The 15,375-nt window shown below is 41.2% G+C and carries 19 protein-coding genes; 13 read left to right on the top strand and 6 right to left on the bottom strand.

Going from position 1 to position 15,375, the window contains the following annotated elements; translation table 11 throughout:
* Nucleotides 1–8: 8 nt before the first annotated feature.
* From H5186_RS20620 to mgtE, 11 genes are all read left to right on the top strand, one after another.
* Nucleotides 9–980, top strand: coding sequence for a KpsF/GutQ family sugar-phosphate isomerase (locus H5186_RS20620; protein WP_145236758.1), 972 nt, complete (start codon nt 9–11; stop codon nt 978–980).
* Nucleotides 980–1,531: a 3-deoxy-manno-octulosonate-8-phosphatase KdsC gene (gene kdsC / locus H5186_RS20615; RefSeq protein WP_149980593.1), complete on the top strand. Its 552-nt coding sequence runs from the start codon at nt 980–982 to the stop codon at nt 1,529–1,531. The genes H5186_RS20620 and kdsC overlap by 1 nt, the downstream gene beginning before the upstream one ends.
* The gene (lptC, locus tag H5186_RS20610; RefSeq protein ID WP_149980592.1) at nt 1,528–2,082 is read left to right on the top strand and encodes an LPS export ABC transporter periplasmic protein LptC; all 555 of its coding nucleotides are present in this window, start codon (nt 1,528–1,530) and stop codon (nt 2,080–2,082) included. The genes kdsC and lptC overlap by 4 nt, the downstream gene beginning before the upstream one ends.
* A complete protein-coding gene (lptA, locus tag H5186_RS20605; protein WP_182719516.1) occupies nt 2,072–2,605 on the top strand; it encodes a lipopolysaccharide transport periplasmic protein LptA in 534 nt (177 codons plus the stop codon). Before lptC ends, lptA begins: the two co-directional genes overlap by 11 nt.
* Nucleotides 2,602–3,327, top strand: a complete 726-nt coding sequence (gene lptB, locus H5186_RS20600) for an LPS export ABC transporter ATP-binding protein (RefSeq protein WP_149980590.1) — start codon at nt 2,602–2,604, stop codon at nt 3,325–3,327. Before lptA ends, lptB begins: the two co-directional genes overlap by 4 nt.
* 66 nt (nt 3,328–3,393) lie before the next feature.
* Nucleotides 3,394–4,890 (top strand): RNA polymerase factor sigma-54, encoded by a 1,497-nt coding sequence (locus H5186_RS20595; RefSeq protein WP_145236743.1) that lies wholly within the window; start codon nt 3,394–3,396, stop codon nt 4,888–4,890.
* A gap of 28 nt (nt 4,891–4,918) precedes the next feature.
* A complete protein-coding gene (gene hpf / locus H5186_RS20590) occupies nt 4,919–5,206 on the top strand; it encodes a ribosome hibernation promoting factor (protein WP_145236739.1) in 288 nt (95 codons plus the stop codon).
* Nucleotides 5,207–5,210: 4 nt separating this feature from the next.
* Nucleotides 5,211–5,663, top strand: coding sequence for a PTS IIA-like nitrogen regulatory protein PtsN (ptsN, locus tag H5186_RS20585; RefSeq protein WP_149980589.1), 453 nt, complete (start codon nt 5,211–5,213; stop codon nt 5,661–5,663).
* 20 nt (nt 5,664–5,683) lie between these two features.
* Nucleotides 5,684–6,526 carry an RNase adapter RapZ gene (gene rapZ / locus H5186_RS20580; protein WP_149980588.1) on the top strand — a complete coding sequence of 281 codons (843 nt, stop codon included), beginning with the start codon at nt 5,684–5,686 and terminating at the stop codon, nt 6,524–6,526.
* Nucleotides 6,527–6,554: 28 nt separating this feature from the next.
* Nucleotides 6,555–6,827, top strand: coding sequence for an HPr family phosphocarrier protein (locus H5186_RS20575; protein WP_064667815.1), 273 nt, complete (start codon nt 6,555–6,557; stop codon nt 6,825–6,827).
* A 123-nt stretch (nt 6,828–6,950) separates the two neighbouring features.
* A complete protein-coding gene (gene mgtE, locus H5186_RS20570; RefSeq protein WP_145236729.1) occupies nt 6,951–8,309 on the top strand; it encodes a magnesium transporter in 1,359 nt (452 codons plus the stop codon).
* 757 nt (nt 8,310–9,066) lie between these two features.
* Here the strand turns inward: mgtE and H5186_RS23165 are convergent.
* The 3 genes from H5186_RS23165 to H5186_RS20560 form a co-directional block, all read right to left on the bottom strand.
* Nucleotides 9,067–9,201, bottom strand: coding sequence for a hypothetical protein (locus H5186_RS23165; protein WP_259397404.1), 135 nt, complete (start codon nt 9,199–9,201; stop codon nt 9,067–9,069).
* A gap of 58 nt (nt 9,202–9,259) precedes the next feature.
* Nucleotides 9,260–9,418, bottom strand: a complete 159-nt coding sequence (locus tag H5186_RS20565; RefSeq protein WP_149980587.1) for a YqaE/Pmp3 family membrane protein — start codon at nt 9,416–9,418, stop codon at nt 9,260–9,262.
* Nucleotides 9,419–9,482: 64 nt separating this feature from the next.
* Nucleotides 9,483–10,046, bottom strand: a complete 564-nt coding sequence (locus H5186_RS20560) for a BON domain-containing protein (protein WP_145236725.1) — start codon at nt 10,044–10,046, stop codon at nt 9,483–9,485.
* Between the two features lie 342 nt (nt 10,047–10,388).
* On the opposite strand from H5186_RS20560, the gene H5186_RS20555 reads away from it, so the two are divergent.
* Nucleotides 10,389–11,045: a LiaF domain-containing protein gene (locus H5186_RS20555; RefSeq protein WP_145236722.1), complete on the top strand. Its 657-nt coding sequence runs from the start codon at nt 10,389–10,391 to the stop codon at nt 11,043–11,045.
* Nucleotides 11,046–11,217: 172 nt separating this feature from the next.
* Here the strand turns inward: H5186_RS20555 and H5186_RS20550 are convergent, their stop codons facing one another.
* The 3 genes from H5186_RS20550 to H5186_RS20540 all read right to left on the bottom strand — a co-directional run bounded on the left by H5186_RS20550 (nt 11,218) and on the right by H5186_RS20540 (nt 13,629).
* Nucleotides 11,218–11,634: a VOC family protein gene (locus tag H5186_RS20550; protein ID WP_149980586.1), complete on the bottom strand. Its 417-nt coding sequence runs from the start codon at nt 11,632–11,634 to the stop codon at nt 11,218–11,220.
* Between the two features lie 249 nt (nt 11,635–11,883).
* On the bottom strand, nt 11,884–13,233 hold the full coding sequence (gene pmbA, locus H5186_RS20545; protein ID WP_149980585.1) for a metalloprotease PmbA: 1,350 nt from the start codon (nt 13,231–13,233) through the stop codon (nt 11,884–11,886).
* Between the two features lie 261 nt (nt 13,234–13,494).
* The gene (locus H5186_RS20540) at nt 13,495–13,629 is read right to left on the bottom strand and encodes a hypothetical protein (protein ID WP_259398338.1); all 135 of its coding nucleotides are present in this window, start codon (nt 13,627–13,629) and stop codon (nt 13,495–13,497) included.
* 11 nt (nt 13,630–13,640) lie between these two features.
* On the opposite strand from H5186_RS20540, the gene yjgA reads away from it, so the two are divergent.
* On the top strand, nt 13,641–14,168 hold the full coding sequence (gene yjgA / locus H5186_RS20535; protein WP_145236713.1) for a ribosome biogenesis factor YjgA: 528 nt from the start codon (nt 13,641–13,643) through the stop codon (nt 14,166–14,168).
* Nucleotides 14,169–15,375: the final 1,207 nt, after the last annotated feature.

The following is a 15,375-nucleotide window of genomic DNA, read 5'->3' as shown; positions in this document are numbered from 1 at the left end:
ATAACACAATGACGCAGTTAAATTTTATTGAACAAGGTAAGCGGGTGCTAGAAATAGAGCGCCAAGCACTGCTTGATATAACCCAATATCTAGACGAAAACTTTAATCAAGCTTGCCAATTGATGTATCAATGTCACGGTAGGATCATAGTAGTCGGTATGGGGAAATCAGGGCATATTGGTAATAAAATTGCTGCAACACTGGCAAGCACTGGCACGCCTGCGTTTTTTGTCCATCCGGGTGAAGCAAGTCATGGTGATTTAGGGATGATCACTCGTGATGACGTGGTTATGCTTATTTCAAACTCAGGCGAAACCAGCGAAGTACTGAATATTATTCCGGTTATTAAACGTATTGGCGCAAAAATGATCGCCATGACAGGTAACCCTGAATCATCAATGGCAAATTGGGCTGATGCTCATGTATGCATCAAAGTAAGTCAAGAGGCCTGCCCATTAGGACTCGCTCCGACTGCAAGCACGACTGCAACACTTGCGATGGGTGATGCAATAGCCGTTGCTCTGCTAGAAACCCGTGGCTTTACCGCCGATGACTTTGCGCTATCGCATCCTGGTGGTAGCTTAGGTAAACGTTTACTATTGTGTTTAAAAGATATTATGCACAGTGGCCCAGCAACGCCTATGATCAATGATAAGCAATGTATCAAAGATGCATTAATCGAAATGTCGGCAAAAGGCTTAGGTATGACAGCTATTGTTGATGACACAGGGCAACTTGCAGGGCTTTTTACTGATGGTGATTTACGGCGAATTTTAGAGCAACGAATAGATATTCACAGTACTTTGATAAGCACTGTCATGACCCGCTCTTGCACTACTGCAACTGCTGATATGCTTGCCGCCGAGGCACTCAATATCATGGAGAATAAGCGTATCAATGGCTTAATTGTAGTTGATGATAAACACCACCCTATTGGTGCTCTTAATATGCAAGATTTGCTCAAAGCAGGAGTTTTATAATGCAGTTTGCTGACTTATATCAGCCACTTTCAGATGATGCTCGCGAGCGAGCACAAAAAATCAAACTCCTGATCTGTGATATCGATGGGGTGTTTTCAGATGGTCGTATTTATCTTGGTAACCAAGGTGAAGAACTCAAAGCGTTTAATACTAAAGATGGCTTTGGTATCAAAGCACTGATCAATAGCGGTTTTGAAGTTGCCGTGATCACCGGTCGTCATTCACAGATAGTTCAGCAACGGATGACTAGCCTGACAGTACCGCATATTTACCAAGGCCAAGAAAACAAGTTGCAAGCTTATCAACAGCTCAAGGATAAATTGCAGTTAAGCGATGAACAAATCGCTTACATAGGCGATGACGGACCTGACTTGCCGGTAATGGAATTGGTTGGTTTTGCGGTGGCAGTAAATGATGCGCATCCACTAATCAAACGCATTTCACATTATACAACCATGCTACCTGGTGGCTTTGGGGCGGTGCGTGAACTCACTGATTTATTAATGCTCGAAAATGGTAAATCATTAACCAGCGAAGGCACGAGCTCATGAATAGTGCGCGTTTAATATTATGCGTATTATTTGTCGGCTGCATGGTATGGCTGTGGTATCCGTATTTTTATCAAAGTACCGCCATAAAACAACACCAAGAAGATATAATAGCAAAACCTGATTATACTGCGGTGGCATTAAAACAAACCGCATTTGATGAACAAGGTAAAATTAGCCACAAAGTAACAGCTGCAAAAATGGAACTCTACCAACAGTTAGGGTTCACTTACTTTGAACAACCTATTTTTACACTCTATAATCAACAGCAGACGTGGCAAATTAATGCCGATGAAGCCACCTTATATGAAAATCATCAATTAATTTTAGAAGGTAATGTGGTTGCTAAAAACCTGACCAATAATGCCATGATTGAACATATAAACGCAGATAATATTCAGGTTGATATTGAACTACAAACCATGAGTTCAGAACAACCAGTTGAATTAATCGGACCAAATTTAAAAATCACTGGGCGCGGTCTCCATGCCGACTTAAAAGCCGAAGTGGTAGAACTAATTAACCATACGCGAACCATATATTATGACCAATAAATTTGCTCACTTGCTTGTTATACCAAGCTTATTCATTGCTTTTGCAAGCTTTGCTGAAAATACGACACCACCTGCAGATCAAGTCTCTATCAGTGCTGACACGCAGCTTGCCCAACTGAAAGACAATATCGGTATTTTTGAAAAAAATGTTGAAATCATTCATGGTAACCGCCGTATCAAAGCGGATCGACTTGAAGTCCATAAGCGCGAAGATTTAGGCGATAACAAACAACTACTTGTCGCAACTGGCAGTCCGGCTTACTTTGAAGAAAAACAAACTGATGGCACAGTAATGAGTGCCAGTGCTGATGAAGTCCGTTACGATGTCGCTAAGCGCTATTTAACCTTGGTTGGCAATGCACAAGTCACTCAGGCAGGTCAAAAAATCAATGCCAAAAGCATTACCTATGATATGGACCAGCAACTGATCAGTGCTGAAAAAGGCGCAAGCTCAAGCGATCGTGTGCACACCATTTTGGTACCAGTAGACAGTAAAAAAGACAAATCTAAAGGGCAGCCATGAGTACATTAAAAGCTGAATTTCTAGCAAAAAGCTATAAAGGTCGCCAAGTTGTAAAAAGCGTGGGTTTAGAAGTTAGCGCAGGCAGCATTGTTGGCTTATTGGGTCCTAATGGCGCTGGTAAAACCACCACCTTTTATATGATTGTGGGTTTAGTTCCAAGCGACAAAGGTAAAATCAGTATTGATGATAATGACATCACCTTACTGCCAATGCACAGTCGCGCACGGTTAGGGATTGGCTACCTGCCACAAGAATCATCCATCTTCCGTAAATTAACTGTTTATCAAAACCTGATGGCTATTTTAGAAACTCGTAAAGAGCTGAATAAACAAGCCAGAGAAGAAGCGCTCGACAGCTTACTTGATGAGTTTAGCATTCAACATATCCGCGACAGCCAAGGTATGGCATTATCTGGCGGTGAACGTCGTCGAGTTGAAATTGCACGCGCTTTAGCCGCAAACCCAAAATTTATCTTACTTGATGAGCCTTTTGCTGGCGTTGATCCTATTTCAGTGTTAGATATAAAGAAGATTATTGAACACCTTAAAAACCGTGGTATTGGCGTGCTTATTACCGACCACAATGTACGAGAAACCCTTGATGTTTGTGAAAAAGCCTACATAGTTTCTCATGGGGAGTTAATTGCATCAGGTACCCCTGAGCATGTACTCGCCGACCAAACAGTCCGCGATGTTTACCTGGGCGAGCAATTTAGGCTATAAAGCCACGCTCGGCTAAGTATCTGCTAGACTTAACGATGATAACAATAAAAGGATTGTTAGAGATACATGAGGCAATCACTCCAGCTGCGCATGGGCCAGCAACTTACAATGACACCACAGCTGCAACAAGCAATTCGCTTATTGCAACTCAGTACATTGGATCTCCAGCAAGAAATTCAAGAAGCGCTCGACAGCAATCCATTGTTAGAGCTAGAAGAACATGAATATTCAGACGACACGGCTGGTAAAAACGAACAAAAACAAGATAACGATGACTTAACCGTTAGCGCATCAGCAGACGACAAGCCAAGCGAATATGAACAAGAAAGTAGCGAAGCATTAAGTAAAGAGACCTTAAGTGACGAAATGGCTATGGACGTCACCTGGGACGAATACATGAGTGCTGCGCCAAATACGTCATCTGGGCCAATGCCTGAAGATGAGTCAATTTATCAAGGTGCCTCAACTGAAACCTTGCACGAATATCTAATGTGGCAATTACAACTCACACCTTTTAGTCCAACCGATGAAGCCATTGCCATTGCGATTGTTGAAGCCGTTGACGATTCAGGTATTTTAACCTTGAGCTGCGAAGACATCGCAGAAAGCTTAAATCAAGGTAATAACGAAGAAGAAATCGAACTCGACGAAGTGCAAGCAGTGTTAAAACGCATTCAGTTGTTTGACCCTGTTGGTATTGCTGCGCGCAGCCTACAAGAATGTTTATGTATTCAATTAAATCAATTTGATCCTGCAACTCCTTGGATTAGCGAGACAAAAATGATTTTAACTGATCATATCGATTTATTAGCTAGTCGTGACTATCGCACTTTGATGAAAAAGACTAAGCTTAAAGAAGATGAACTAAAAGAAGTAATGACACTGATCCACAGCCTTAACCCAAAGCCTGCGGATACCATAGTACGCGAAGAATCAGAGTATGTTATTCCTGACGTTTCGGTGAAAAAAATTAAAGGTCGCTGGGTGGTTGAACTCAATCCAGACAGCATGCCAAAAATTAGAGTGAACAGCCAATATGCGGCGATGTCACGCTCTGTAAAATCAAGCACTGACAGCCAATTTATACGCTCGCATTTGCAAGAAGCTAAATGGTTTATTAAAAGCCTAGAAAGTCGTAACGAGACGTTACTCAAAGTAACCAACTGCATTGTTAAACAGCAGCAAGGATTCTTTGAGCATGGCCCTGAGGCCATGCGCCCTATGGTACTAAACGACGTTGCCGAAATGGTTGAGATGCACGAATCAACAATTTCTCGTGTAACCACCCAAAAATACATGCATACCCCTCGTGGTATATTTGAGTTAAAATATTTTTTCTCGAGCCATGTAAGTACTGAGAACGGCGGCGAATGCTCATCGACAGCCATTCGAGCATTGATCAGAAAATTGATCAGTGCAGAAAACTCAGCGAAACCATTGAGTGATAGTAAAATTGCAGATATATTGGCAGAGCAAGGTATCAAAGTAGCTAGACGGACTATTGCAAAATACCGCGAGTCACTGGCTATTCCACCGTCAAATCAACGTAAAAGTTTGATTTAAGGCGTAAAATCACAAGAGGAAAATGCTTATGCAACTAAATTTAACTGGTCGTCATGTAGAAATTACTGATTCATTAAGAGACTATGTAAACAATAAGTTTGCCAAGCTTGAAAGGCATTTTGATCATATCAATAATGTCCATGTCATTCTTGATGTAGAAAAGCTAAGCCAAAAAGCAGAAGCCACATTACATGTCAGTGGCGCTGAATTATTTGCCTCAACTGAGCACCAAGACATGTATGCAGCCATTGACGGACTAATCGACAAACTTGACCGTCAGGTAATTAAACACAAAGAGAAGCACGCTCGACACTAACACTATGAAATTAAGCTCACTTATTTGCCAGGACTGCAGTAAAGCTGCGGTCCTTTTTAATAGCAAAAAACGGATCATTGAATTTATCAGCCAATTGGCTCATGAACAACTTCCTCAGCTATCACAACAAGAAATCCTCAACGCACTACTGTCGAGAGAAAAACTAGGTAGTACGGGTATTGGTCGTGGTATTGCTATTCCTCATGGCCGTATGAGTGGTGTTGAAAACCCGCTAGCAATAATTATAGTGAGTGAATCACCGATTGATTTTGATGCGATAGATAATCGCCCAGTTGATATATTTGTAGCTCTCATCGTGCCAGATGGTGATAGCCAACTTCATTTGAAGACGTTAGCCACAATTGCTGATAAACTCAACGACAAAGATTTTTGTAAACAACTACGTAGCGCAAAAACAGACCAAGATTTGTATCACGTAATTGCTGCGCAATCGTAGCCAAATGAAGGAGAATTTACATGGAGTTAATCATCATCAGTGGGCGTTCTGGCTCAGGTAAATCTGTTGCTCTGCGTGTAGTAGAAGATCTTGGCTATTATTGTGTAGATAATATTCCGGTAAACTTATTACCTTCATTAGTGCGCAGTGTCTCTGATAATTATGACAAAATTGCCGTCAGTATTGATGTCCGTAATTTACCGAAAGAGCAGGAAGAATTTAACGATATTCTTGAATACTTGCCTGGTTTTGCAAATCCGACGCTATTTTATTTAGACAGTGATGATCAAACCCTGATCAAACGTTTTTCTGAAACTCGCCGCTTACACCCATTATCTTTGGACTCTTTGCCACTGGATTTAGCTATCAAGCAAGAAAAAGTATTACTTGATGTATTAACTACTCGCGCTGACTTTATACTTGATACCACTGATCTGAGTGTCCACCAGCTTGCAGAGTCAATCCGTGAAAAGATTTTAGGGAAAAAAGATAAAAAACTAATCATTACCTTTGAATCATTTGGTTTTAAATATGGTATCCCAAAAGAAGCTGATTATGTTTTTGATGCACGCTTTTTACCAAACCCACATTGGGAGCCTGAGCTTAAGCCACTTACAGGCCTTGATCAGCCAGTAAAAGATTATTTAGCCAGCCATAGTATCGTACAAAAATTCACTTGGCAGATCCAAACCTTTGTACAAACTTGGTTACCGCATTTGGAGCGTAATAACCGCAGTTACTTAACAATTGCTATTGGTTGCACCGGTGGTCAACATCGCTCAGTTTATCTAGCGCAAACTATAGGTGAAAGCTTCTCGATGAGCCACAGCAATGTGAAAATTCGCCATCGTGAACAAGAATAACAACTCACGTTTACAGTAAGGAATGTTGATGCGTTTAGAAGATACATTTTTAATAAAAAACAAACTCGGTTTACATGCTCGCGCAGCCAGCGTATTAGCGCAATTAGCTGTGCAGTTTGATGCCAGCATCACACTTCATCAAGATGACAAACAAGCCGCAGGCGATAGCGTACTCGGCTTAATGCTATTAGAAAGTAGCCAAGGCAAAGAAGTTAAAGTTGTATGTGAAGGCCCGGACGCTGAACCTGCTCTTGCAGCAATTGGCGAGTTGATCGCACAACGCTTTAACGAACAAGAATAGCTCGTAGTCAGTACCACTAAATTGCGTTAAACTAAATAAAGTCGTTAATTAAACAGACCAAGCGCGTTAATTACCGACAACTGTTACCCTACCTATCAAGCGTATTAATTTTTAAGGACGCCAATGCCAGAAGCTTTTGAACAAGATTACCCACTACAACAACTAAAACAAGTGACCAAGTCACTTAACAGTGGTCAATTTGTTCAAGTAAGGCGTATGTTGGCAAAAACAGCTCCGTGTGACACCGCATTATTACTCGAGTCATCCCCACATAAAATTCGTACCTTGCTATGGCAACTGGTTGATCCAGATGTACAAGGTGACGTACTCGAAGAACTCTCAGAAGATGTTCGTTTAGGGATCATTGCCCAAATGGAGCCGAAGCACATCGCTGCGGCAACTGAGGACATGAGCCACGATGATCTAGGGGAAGTACTACGTAGCCTACCTGATACCGTCTACAAAGACGTTGTTAGTGCCATGGACAGCCAAGATCGAGAACGTGCAACTCAAGCACTCTCTTATCAAGAGCGCTCTGCTGGCGCGCTAATGAACACTGATACAGTGACCATCCGTCCAGATGTCACTATCGACGTAGTACTGCGCTACTTACGTTTACGTGGTGAGCTACCAGAAGGTACCGATGATCTTTATGTTGTTGATAAACATAACTGCTTTATAGGTGCCATGTCGTTAACGACCTTGTTGACTAACTCGCCAGATAAAATCATTCGCGACTTAATGGATGAAGATTGTGAATCTATCCTCATTTCGATGGATGAAACCGATGTAGCACAACTGTTTGAACGTCATAACTGGATATCAGCCCCAGTGGTTGATGATAATGACCATCTACTTGGCCGTATCACCATCGATGATATCGTTGACGTTATCCGTGAAGACGCCGAGCATAGCTTATTAAGCCTAGCCGGTCTTGATGATGAAGAAGATACCTTTGCCCCAGTGTTAAAAAGTTCGAAAAAGCGCTCAATTTGGCTTGGCGTTAACTTATTAACCGCGCTACTTGCTGCGATTGTGGCAAGCTTCTTTGAAAACACCTTAGCAATTTTACCTATTCTAGCGGTACTCAACGGTATAGTGCCATCCATGGGTGGTGTTGCGGGCAGCCAAACATTAACCCTCGTAATACGTGGTATTGCAGTGGGTCATATCAACCAAACTAACCAACGCTTTTTACTGATCAAAGAGCTTGCAATCGGCGCAATAAACGGGATTGTTTGGTCCATTTTAATTGCCGGTGTTGTTGCTATTTGGCAATGGGACTTTAAGCTTGGCGGCGTACTCGCCTTTGCCATGTTTATGAACTTAGTAGCCGCAGGTATCGCCGGTGCCAGTATTCCGCTGCTATTGAAAAAAATGAAAATTGACCCTGCATTAGCTGGCAGCGTAGTACTGACAACCGTAACCGATATTGTAGGGATCTTCGCCTTCCTAGGCACCGCCACATGGTTGTTGGTGTAGTTAAAAATTAGTTAAAGGTTAAACCCATCGTAGGCGCGAGTTTATCTCGCGCATCTCTTAGCGTTACATCAACCTCATCCGCCAACTTAGGCAATGGCTTTAGCCATGAATGTTATCAACCGCGCGGCATAAAGCACCGCCTACGATAAACCCAAAACTTTAACACCCGTAGGCGTTGAGCTTGCTGACGCACAAACTCCGAGCCACATTTAAAACGCGGTGGCAAGCCACTCGCCTACAAGTGATTTAACACCGAGATAAACGTTAAAACCCGTAGGCGTTGAGCTTGCTGACGCACAAACTCCGAGCCACATTTAAAACGCAGTGGCAAGTCACTCGCCTACAAGTGATTTAACACCGAGATAAACTTTAACACCCGTAGGCGTTAAGCTTGCTGACGCACAAACTCCGAGCCACATTTAAAACGCGGTGGCAAGCCACTCGCCTACAAGTGATTAATTAGACATCAAAGTAAACCTTAACACCGTAGGCGTTAAGCTTGCTGACGTACAAACTCCGAGCCACATTTAAAACGCAGTGGCAAGTCACTCGCCTACAAGTGATTTAACACCGAGATAAACTTTAACACCCGTAGGCGTTGAGCTTGCTGACGCAAAAACACCTATGACTATAATAAAATGAGAGGTTAAACATTCTTGGGGAAGGTTATAAGTGGATGTTCTTAATGAAAATAACAACATACACTTATAATTTTGGTATATAACATCCTAGCAAAATCCTTCTAATATCTACTTATTTAAAGCCCATTCCTTGCTGCTTTTACTTCGCTCCTTGATGCGCTATTCATTAGTTCCTTCCATTGCTGTGCCGTCCAAAGTGGCTTTGCGCTTTTTACGATCCCTTGTTGGTTTTTCCTTAATACGTTATCCATAATGTTACTCCTTGCCATCTATTGGCTGTTCATCCTTGTTATATTTCACACTGTGACTCTAACGACGTCCGATTATATAAATTGCATGTATCAGACCAGGAATATACCCTAGTAATGTTAACAAAATATTAATCCAAAACTGAGCACCTAAACCAACTTGTAAAAATACACCAAGTGGTGGAATAAGTACTGAAAATATAATTCGTATTAAATCCATGACTCTCACTCCCTGAAATTTATATAAGAAAGCCCAGCATAACTGGGCATTCGTGGCTTATAGATTATTCAGCTACAATAGTTAAGTTATCAACTACATCGCGAACATCTTCGGCATTCTTAGCAATTTTCACCGCTAGCTGTTTTTCAGCATCCGAACCAACAGTACCATTTAGCGTTACCACACCTTTATCGGTATCTACGTCAATATCCGTACCGCCTACTTCAGAATTAAACAAATAGCGTGTTGTAATAACGGTAGTAATTTTAGCATCCGTTAAATCACTTTCTGTGCTATCTGATTTCATCTTCTTGCTTTTTGTGTCCGTGTTTTTAACGACCGTTAGCTCGTTATCAACATCAGTTACACCATCTAGACTTAAGATAAGCTCTTCCGCTAGCTCTTTATCAAGCTCACTTTCAACTTTACCAGTTAGTACAACCTTGCCATTTTTTACATCAGTGTTAATGTCAAAGTTGTTTAAGTTAGTGTTCATTAACAGAACCGTTTCTGCCTTACCATCAATCCAAGCATCTTTACTTTCATTTTCCCAGCTGTTTGCTTGCGCACCCATAGCGGTTGTACCAAGAACTAACGCTGCAATAATAGATTTGTTAAATGTTTTCATAATCTTTCTCCTTTTGATTAAAGACAATATGATTAATGCGAACATCAAGCCAACTTTTAAAGCACTTAAAATCAATAACTTAAGCTTTATTTGATATAGCGCTAGCTTTAGTCTTGGTAATTATTTACAGACTGCTCGGTAATTTATTCTGGTCGTTGCAAAATTAACCATTTAATAGCATTATTCGTTAATCTGTCGTTAATATAACAAATACATCTAACAAAAATAAATTTAAACTATTGATTATTAAGCCAATTAATAAATGGCCTAAGCTTTGCTTTAACTATTGCAGTACTGACAATCGTAAAATACACCAACAGCATCACTTATAAGGAATACATCATGACTGTAAAATTAGAAGATCGCCCAATTGAGCAAGTGCGTGAACAAGTTATTGATCAATTAATATATAACTACAGTCATGCTGTTATTTCAGCTGATGCTTTTGAGCGTCGATTAGATCAGGCAATGGCTGCGAAAGATAACCAAAGCTTAATTGATTTGGTAAGTGACCTAGAATTAACAACCGATAGTAATTACCAGTGGGAAAAACGTGCGCAGTTTAGCCCAAACTATAGTAATAAAAGCAGCGATGAAACATTGCACTTGCGAAGTATCTTAGGATCAAACGAGCGCAGTGGGCAATGGGTAGTACCAAAAGAAATCCACCTGACGAACTTACTTGGTTCTATTGAACTTGATTTCACTGACGCCATATTTCAGCATCAAAATATCACCATCCATGTAAATTGCTTACTAGGCAATGATGAAATTTATGTGCCAGAACACGTCAATGTTGTATCAAAACTGTTCAGTATTATTGGTAGTGTTGAAAACAAATCAGTGTCACTGAATAAACACCAAGGGCCAACCATTACTATCGAAGGAAAAGTTATTCTGGGCTCTGTGGAAATTAAAATTAAGCGCACCATTAAAGAAAAGTTTGTCTCATTCGCCAACAGCCTTAAAACCAGTTGGCAAGATATCAATAAACATTAATAGATAAAACACAGTTAAAGCTTAACACCGTAGGCGTTAAGCTTGCTGACGCGAAAACACCGAAACAATATTGAATATCGCGGTGGCAAGCCACTCGCCTACAGTGAGTAATTAAACACTGAGATTAACGTTAACATCCGTAGGCGTTAAGCTTGCTGACGCGAAACTAATGTTATAAATCATTATTACGCTCACTAGGAATGTCACTTAAATATTCAACAAACTCTATTTCAAACCCTGCAGGGTCAATAAAATACACATTTTTACGAAATGGATTTACCGCACCTGGCTTATCAATACTGTAACCAGCGCTTTCTAAGCGCGAAATTACTGCAGCAATATTATTCGTAACATAAGCAAAGTGCGCTAAGCCAACTTGATGTCCGGTTAAGTCACGGTTGTGTTGTTCACCATGATCACTCAATGCTAAATACTGAAAATCATCGCCAAAGTGCAACCATTTTCGTGGTTTACCGTGCCACTCCCCTTCGCCTTGGCTTCTGATGGACCAGTACGGAAAAGCCGCCTTATAAAAGTGCAGCATAGCTTCAACATCATCGACTACCAAATTTACGTGCTCTAAATACATAATTAAATTCCTTTATTTAAGTAATTAAAGCCACAATAAAACCTCAAGCAAAGTTGAGGTAAAGTGTTTTTTATAAAAGATTTAATAACAAAAGATGTGTGAGGATAAGGGTTAATGAGAAAACAGTATAGGTTAGAGGTGCAAGGTTTTAGGGCCTAACCCCTAGTGTCTTTCCTAGAACCTAGTTCCTTTAAAAAATTTGCGCGGCATAAAGCCGCGCCTACGCAAATTAAAACTTATAGCTTTAACCTAGCTTCCCGCAATCTGCATTTGTTCAATCAATACCGAACCGGTCTGAATTCCACCACGGCGCTCTATGTCACCGCCTATGCCGCTAATGCCTTTAAACATATCTTGCAGTTTACCAGCGATGGTAATTTCGCTTACAGGGTATTGTATTTCGCCATTCTCAACCCAAAAACCGGCAGCACCACGCGAGTAATCACCCGTTACAGTATTAACGCCTTGGCCCATTAACTCAGTGACCAATAAACCGGTGCCCATTGTTTTTAACAGCGCAGCTAAATCAGCATGAGTTTGTTCAACTAACCAGTTATGAATACCACCAGCATGACCGGTAGGTGTCATATTCATTTTTCGGGCTGCGTAGCTCGCTAATAAGTAAGTTTGCAGATCACCGCCTTGAATGATTTCACGGTCGATGGTTTTTACCCCTTCACTATCGAATGGTGAAGACGCTAAACCTTTTAAAATATGCGGACGCTCTGAAATATTAACGCACTTATTAAATACTTGCGTGCCAAGGCTATCCAACAAAAAGCTCGATTTACGATACAGCGCACCACCACCTATTGCAGACACCAAGTGACCAAACAATGAATTAGCAATATCTGCACGAAAAACAACAGGGACTTTCATGGTACCTAGTTTTTTGCTATTGAGCTTAGCAAGAGTTTCACTCGCAGCCTCTAAACCTACTGCCGCAGCATCTTTCAAACCAGCTTGGTCTCGCGCTACGGTATAAGCTGAATCCCGCTGCATTTGCTCACCATCTTTACCAATCACCATAGTACTAATGCTGTGGCGAGTACGCGGGTAACCTGTGATAAGACCATGGCTATTACCATACACACGTAAACCTTGATGCGATGAAAAACTGGCGCCATCTGAATTAACAATACGCGCATCGGCATTAAGCGCCGCTTGCTCCGCAGCATGACACAATTCAATGCCCTGCTCAGGGCTGACATCCCAGGGGTGGTATAAATCCAAATCAAGCGGAGCAAATTCAAGTAGCTCTTTATCGGCTACGCCATTATGTGGATCATCTGAGGTAAACTTGGCGATATCAATGGCTTTCTCTACCACTGTACGCAGTGTTTTGGGGTTTAAATCAGCTGTTGACGCAGAGCCTTTGTGATTACCAACGTACACACTGATCCCCAGCCCACCATCTTGGTTAAATTCAATGGTCTCGACTTCACCCATGCGAGTACTAACTGATAAACCTGAGGTGCTCGACATCGCCGCTTCAGCGCCAGTAGCACCGAGTTTTTTCGCGTGTTCTAAAACCTCTGCAACGGCATCTTTTATTTGAGAAATTTGAGTATAAATAGGATCTTGCTGTTGGCTTTTCATATTTTTAGTCCTGAGCTTGGAGCGTTTTGCATGCGCAATCATAATACTTAAATGCTAACACACTCACTGCATTGCATCAGCTAATATTAATCATTAAAAGAATCACGTATATACCCAAGCCACCTCAAGATACAGAATTCAGCGTTTCACAGGGGCTTAATATCAAGGCGTTACTTTGCAAGAATGGCAGTCCCTTTTAAGAAGTAACAACGATGAGAGTAAGTGCCTGTGAAACGCCCAACGGCTTGGTTTAAAAGCGATTTATACTGCGTTATTGATTTTAACAATAGAACCACTATTACTTGCAATCAATGCCTTGCCTAAATCGCTTTTAACTCCAACGACGCTCGCATCTTGAGGTGGTTTGGGTATAATGACTGCAGTTAACGTTATCATATGAGTACCCCATGGCGAAGAAAAAAGGCAAGCCTGCTGAAATTGAAGAAGAAATTATCTATATATCAAAAAGTGAGCTAAAGCGCGAAGCGCAAGAGTTTCATCAGTTAGGTGCTGAAATTGCCAAAATGGGGAAAAAACAGCGCGAGCGCTTACCCTTAAATGACGATTTAAAAGCGGCAATGGTTGTTGCAGACAAAATCAGTAACAAAAGTGATGCATATCGTCGTCACTTAAATTACATCGCAAAAACTTTGCGTACCGTTGAGAATATCGAAGAGATCAACGCTATTATCGACATTATGTTGAATAAAAATAATCAAGCCGAAGTGATGATTAAAAAGATTGAGCAATTACGCGATGATTTAATTGCCCAAGGTGATGATTTAGTTAATCAAACCATTGAGCAATACCCGACTATTGATCGTCAAAAGTTACGTCAATTGGTGCGTAATGCGGCAAAAGAAGTAAAAATTGAAAAGCCAGCTAAAGGCTATAAAGAGCTATTTCAATATCTTAAAGAAAGTATCATGCGATAAGCTACATGTAATGTAGTAATGAATTGCCTATATTCAGTCTGGGTAAAAACACCCGCTATTTATAGGCAGTTACCGTTTAGTAAGCAGTAACGCCTCCCTCGCAGCAAATTAAAACACAGTAGGCGTTGAGCTTGCTGACGCACCAACACCACGCCACATTTAAAACGCGGTGGCAAGCCACTCGCCTACAAGTAAGTAATAAACATCAAAGTAAATTTAACACCAAGATAAACCTTAACACCGTAGGCGTTGAGCTTGCTGACGCACAAATACCACGCCACATTTAAAACGCGGTGGCAAGCCACTCGCCTACAAGTAAGTAATAAACATCAAAGTAAATTTAACACCGAGATAAACTTTAACACCCGTAGGCGTTAAGCTTGCTGACGCAACAACACCACATCACATTTTGAAACGCGGTGGCAAGCCACTCGCCTACAGGTAATTAATTAAACATCAAAGTAAATTTAACACCGAGATAAACTTTAACACCCGTAGGCGTTAAGCTTGCTGACGCAAAACACCACAACACATTTTAAAACGCGGTGGCAAGCCACTTGTCTACAAGTAATTAATTAATTAATTAAACATCAGAGTAAAATTTAACACCCGTAGGCGTTGAGCTTGCTGACGCAAAAACACCACGCCACATTTAAAAACGCGGTGGCAAGCCACTCGCCTACAAATAAGTAATAAACATCAAAGTAAATTTAACACCGAGGCAAACCTTAACACCGTAGGCGTTAAGCTTGCTGACGCACCAACACCGAGCCACATTTAAAATGCGGTGGCAAGCCACTCGCCTACAAGTAAGTAATAAATATCAAAGTAAATTTAACACCGAGATAAACGTTAACACCCGTAGGCGTTGAGCTTGCTGACGCAAAAACTCCGAGCCACATTTTGAAACGCGGTGGCAAGCCACTCGCCTACAAGTAATTAAACATCAAAGTAAATTTAAAACTTTAACACCGTAGGCGTTAAGCTTGCTGACGCACAAAGAGAAGACAATGAGGGTAAATGCCATGGGCTTCGAGCAACGCGCTCCTAGTCACTTCCCTAGCACCTAGCCCCTTTATCTTTCCCCCTGTGTCAGGATAGTTGTCGCCTCTAACTTTTAATAGAGGCAGATAAAAATGAGACGTCGATTTACACAAGAATTTAAAGTTCAAGCGGTTGAAAAAGCATTATCTCAATGTGATGATGT

The sequence above is a fragment of the Pseudoalteromonas sp. SG41-2 genome, from assembly GCF_014164535.1.
GTDB classification, from domain to species: Bacteria; Pseudomonadota; Gammaproteobacteria; order Enterobacterales; family Alteromonadaceae; genus Pseudoalteromonas; species Pseudoalteromonas rhizosphaerae.
Note: the sequence above shows the minus strand (reverse complement) of the source record. Positions and strands in the feature narration are given on the sequence as shown.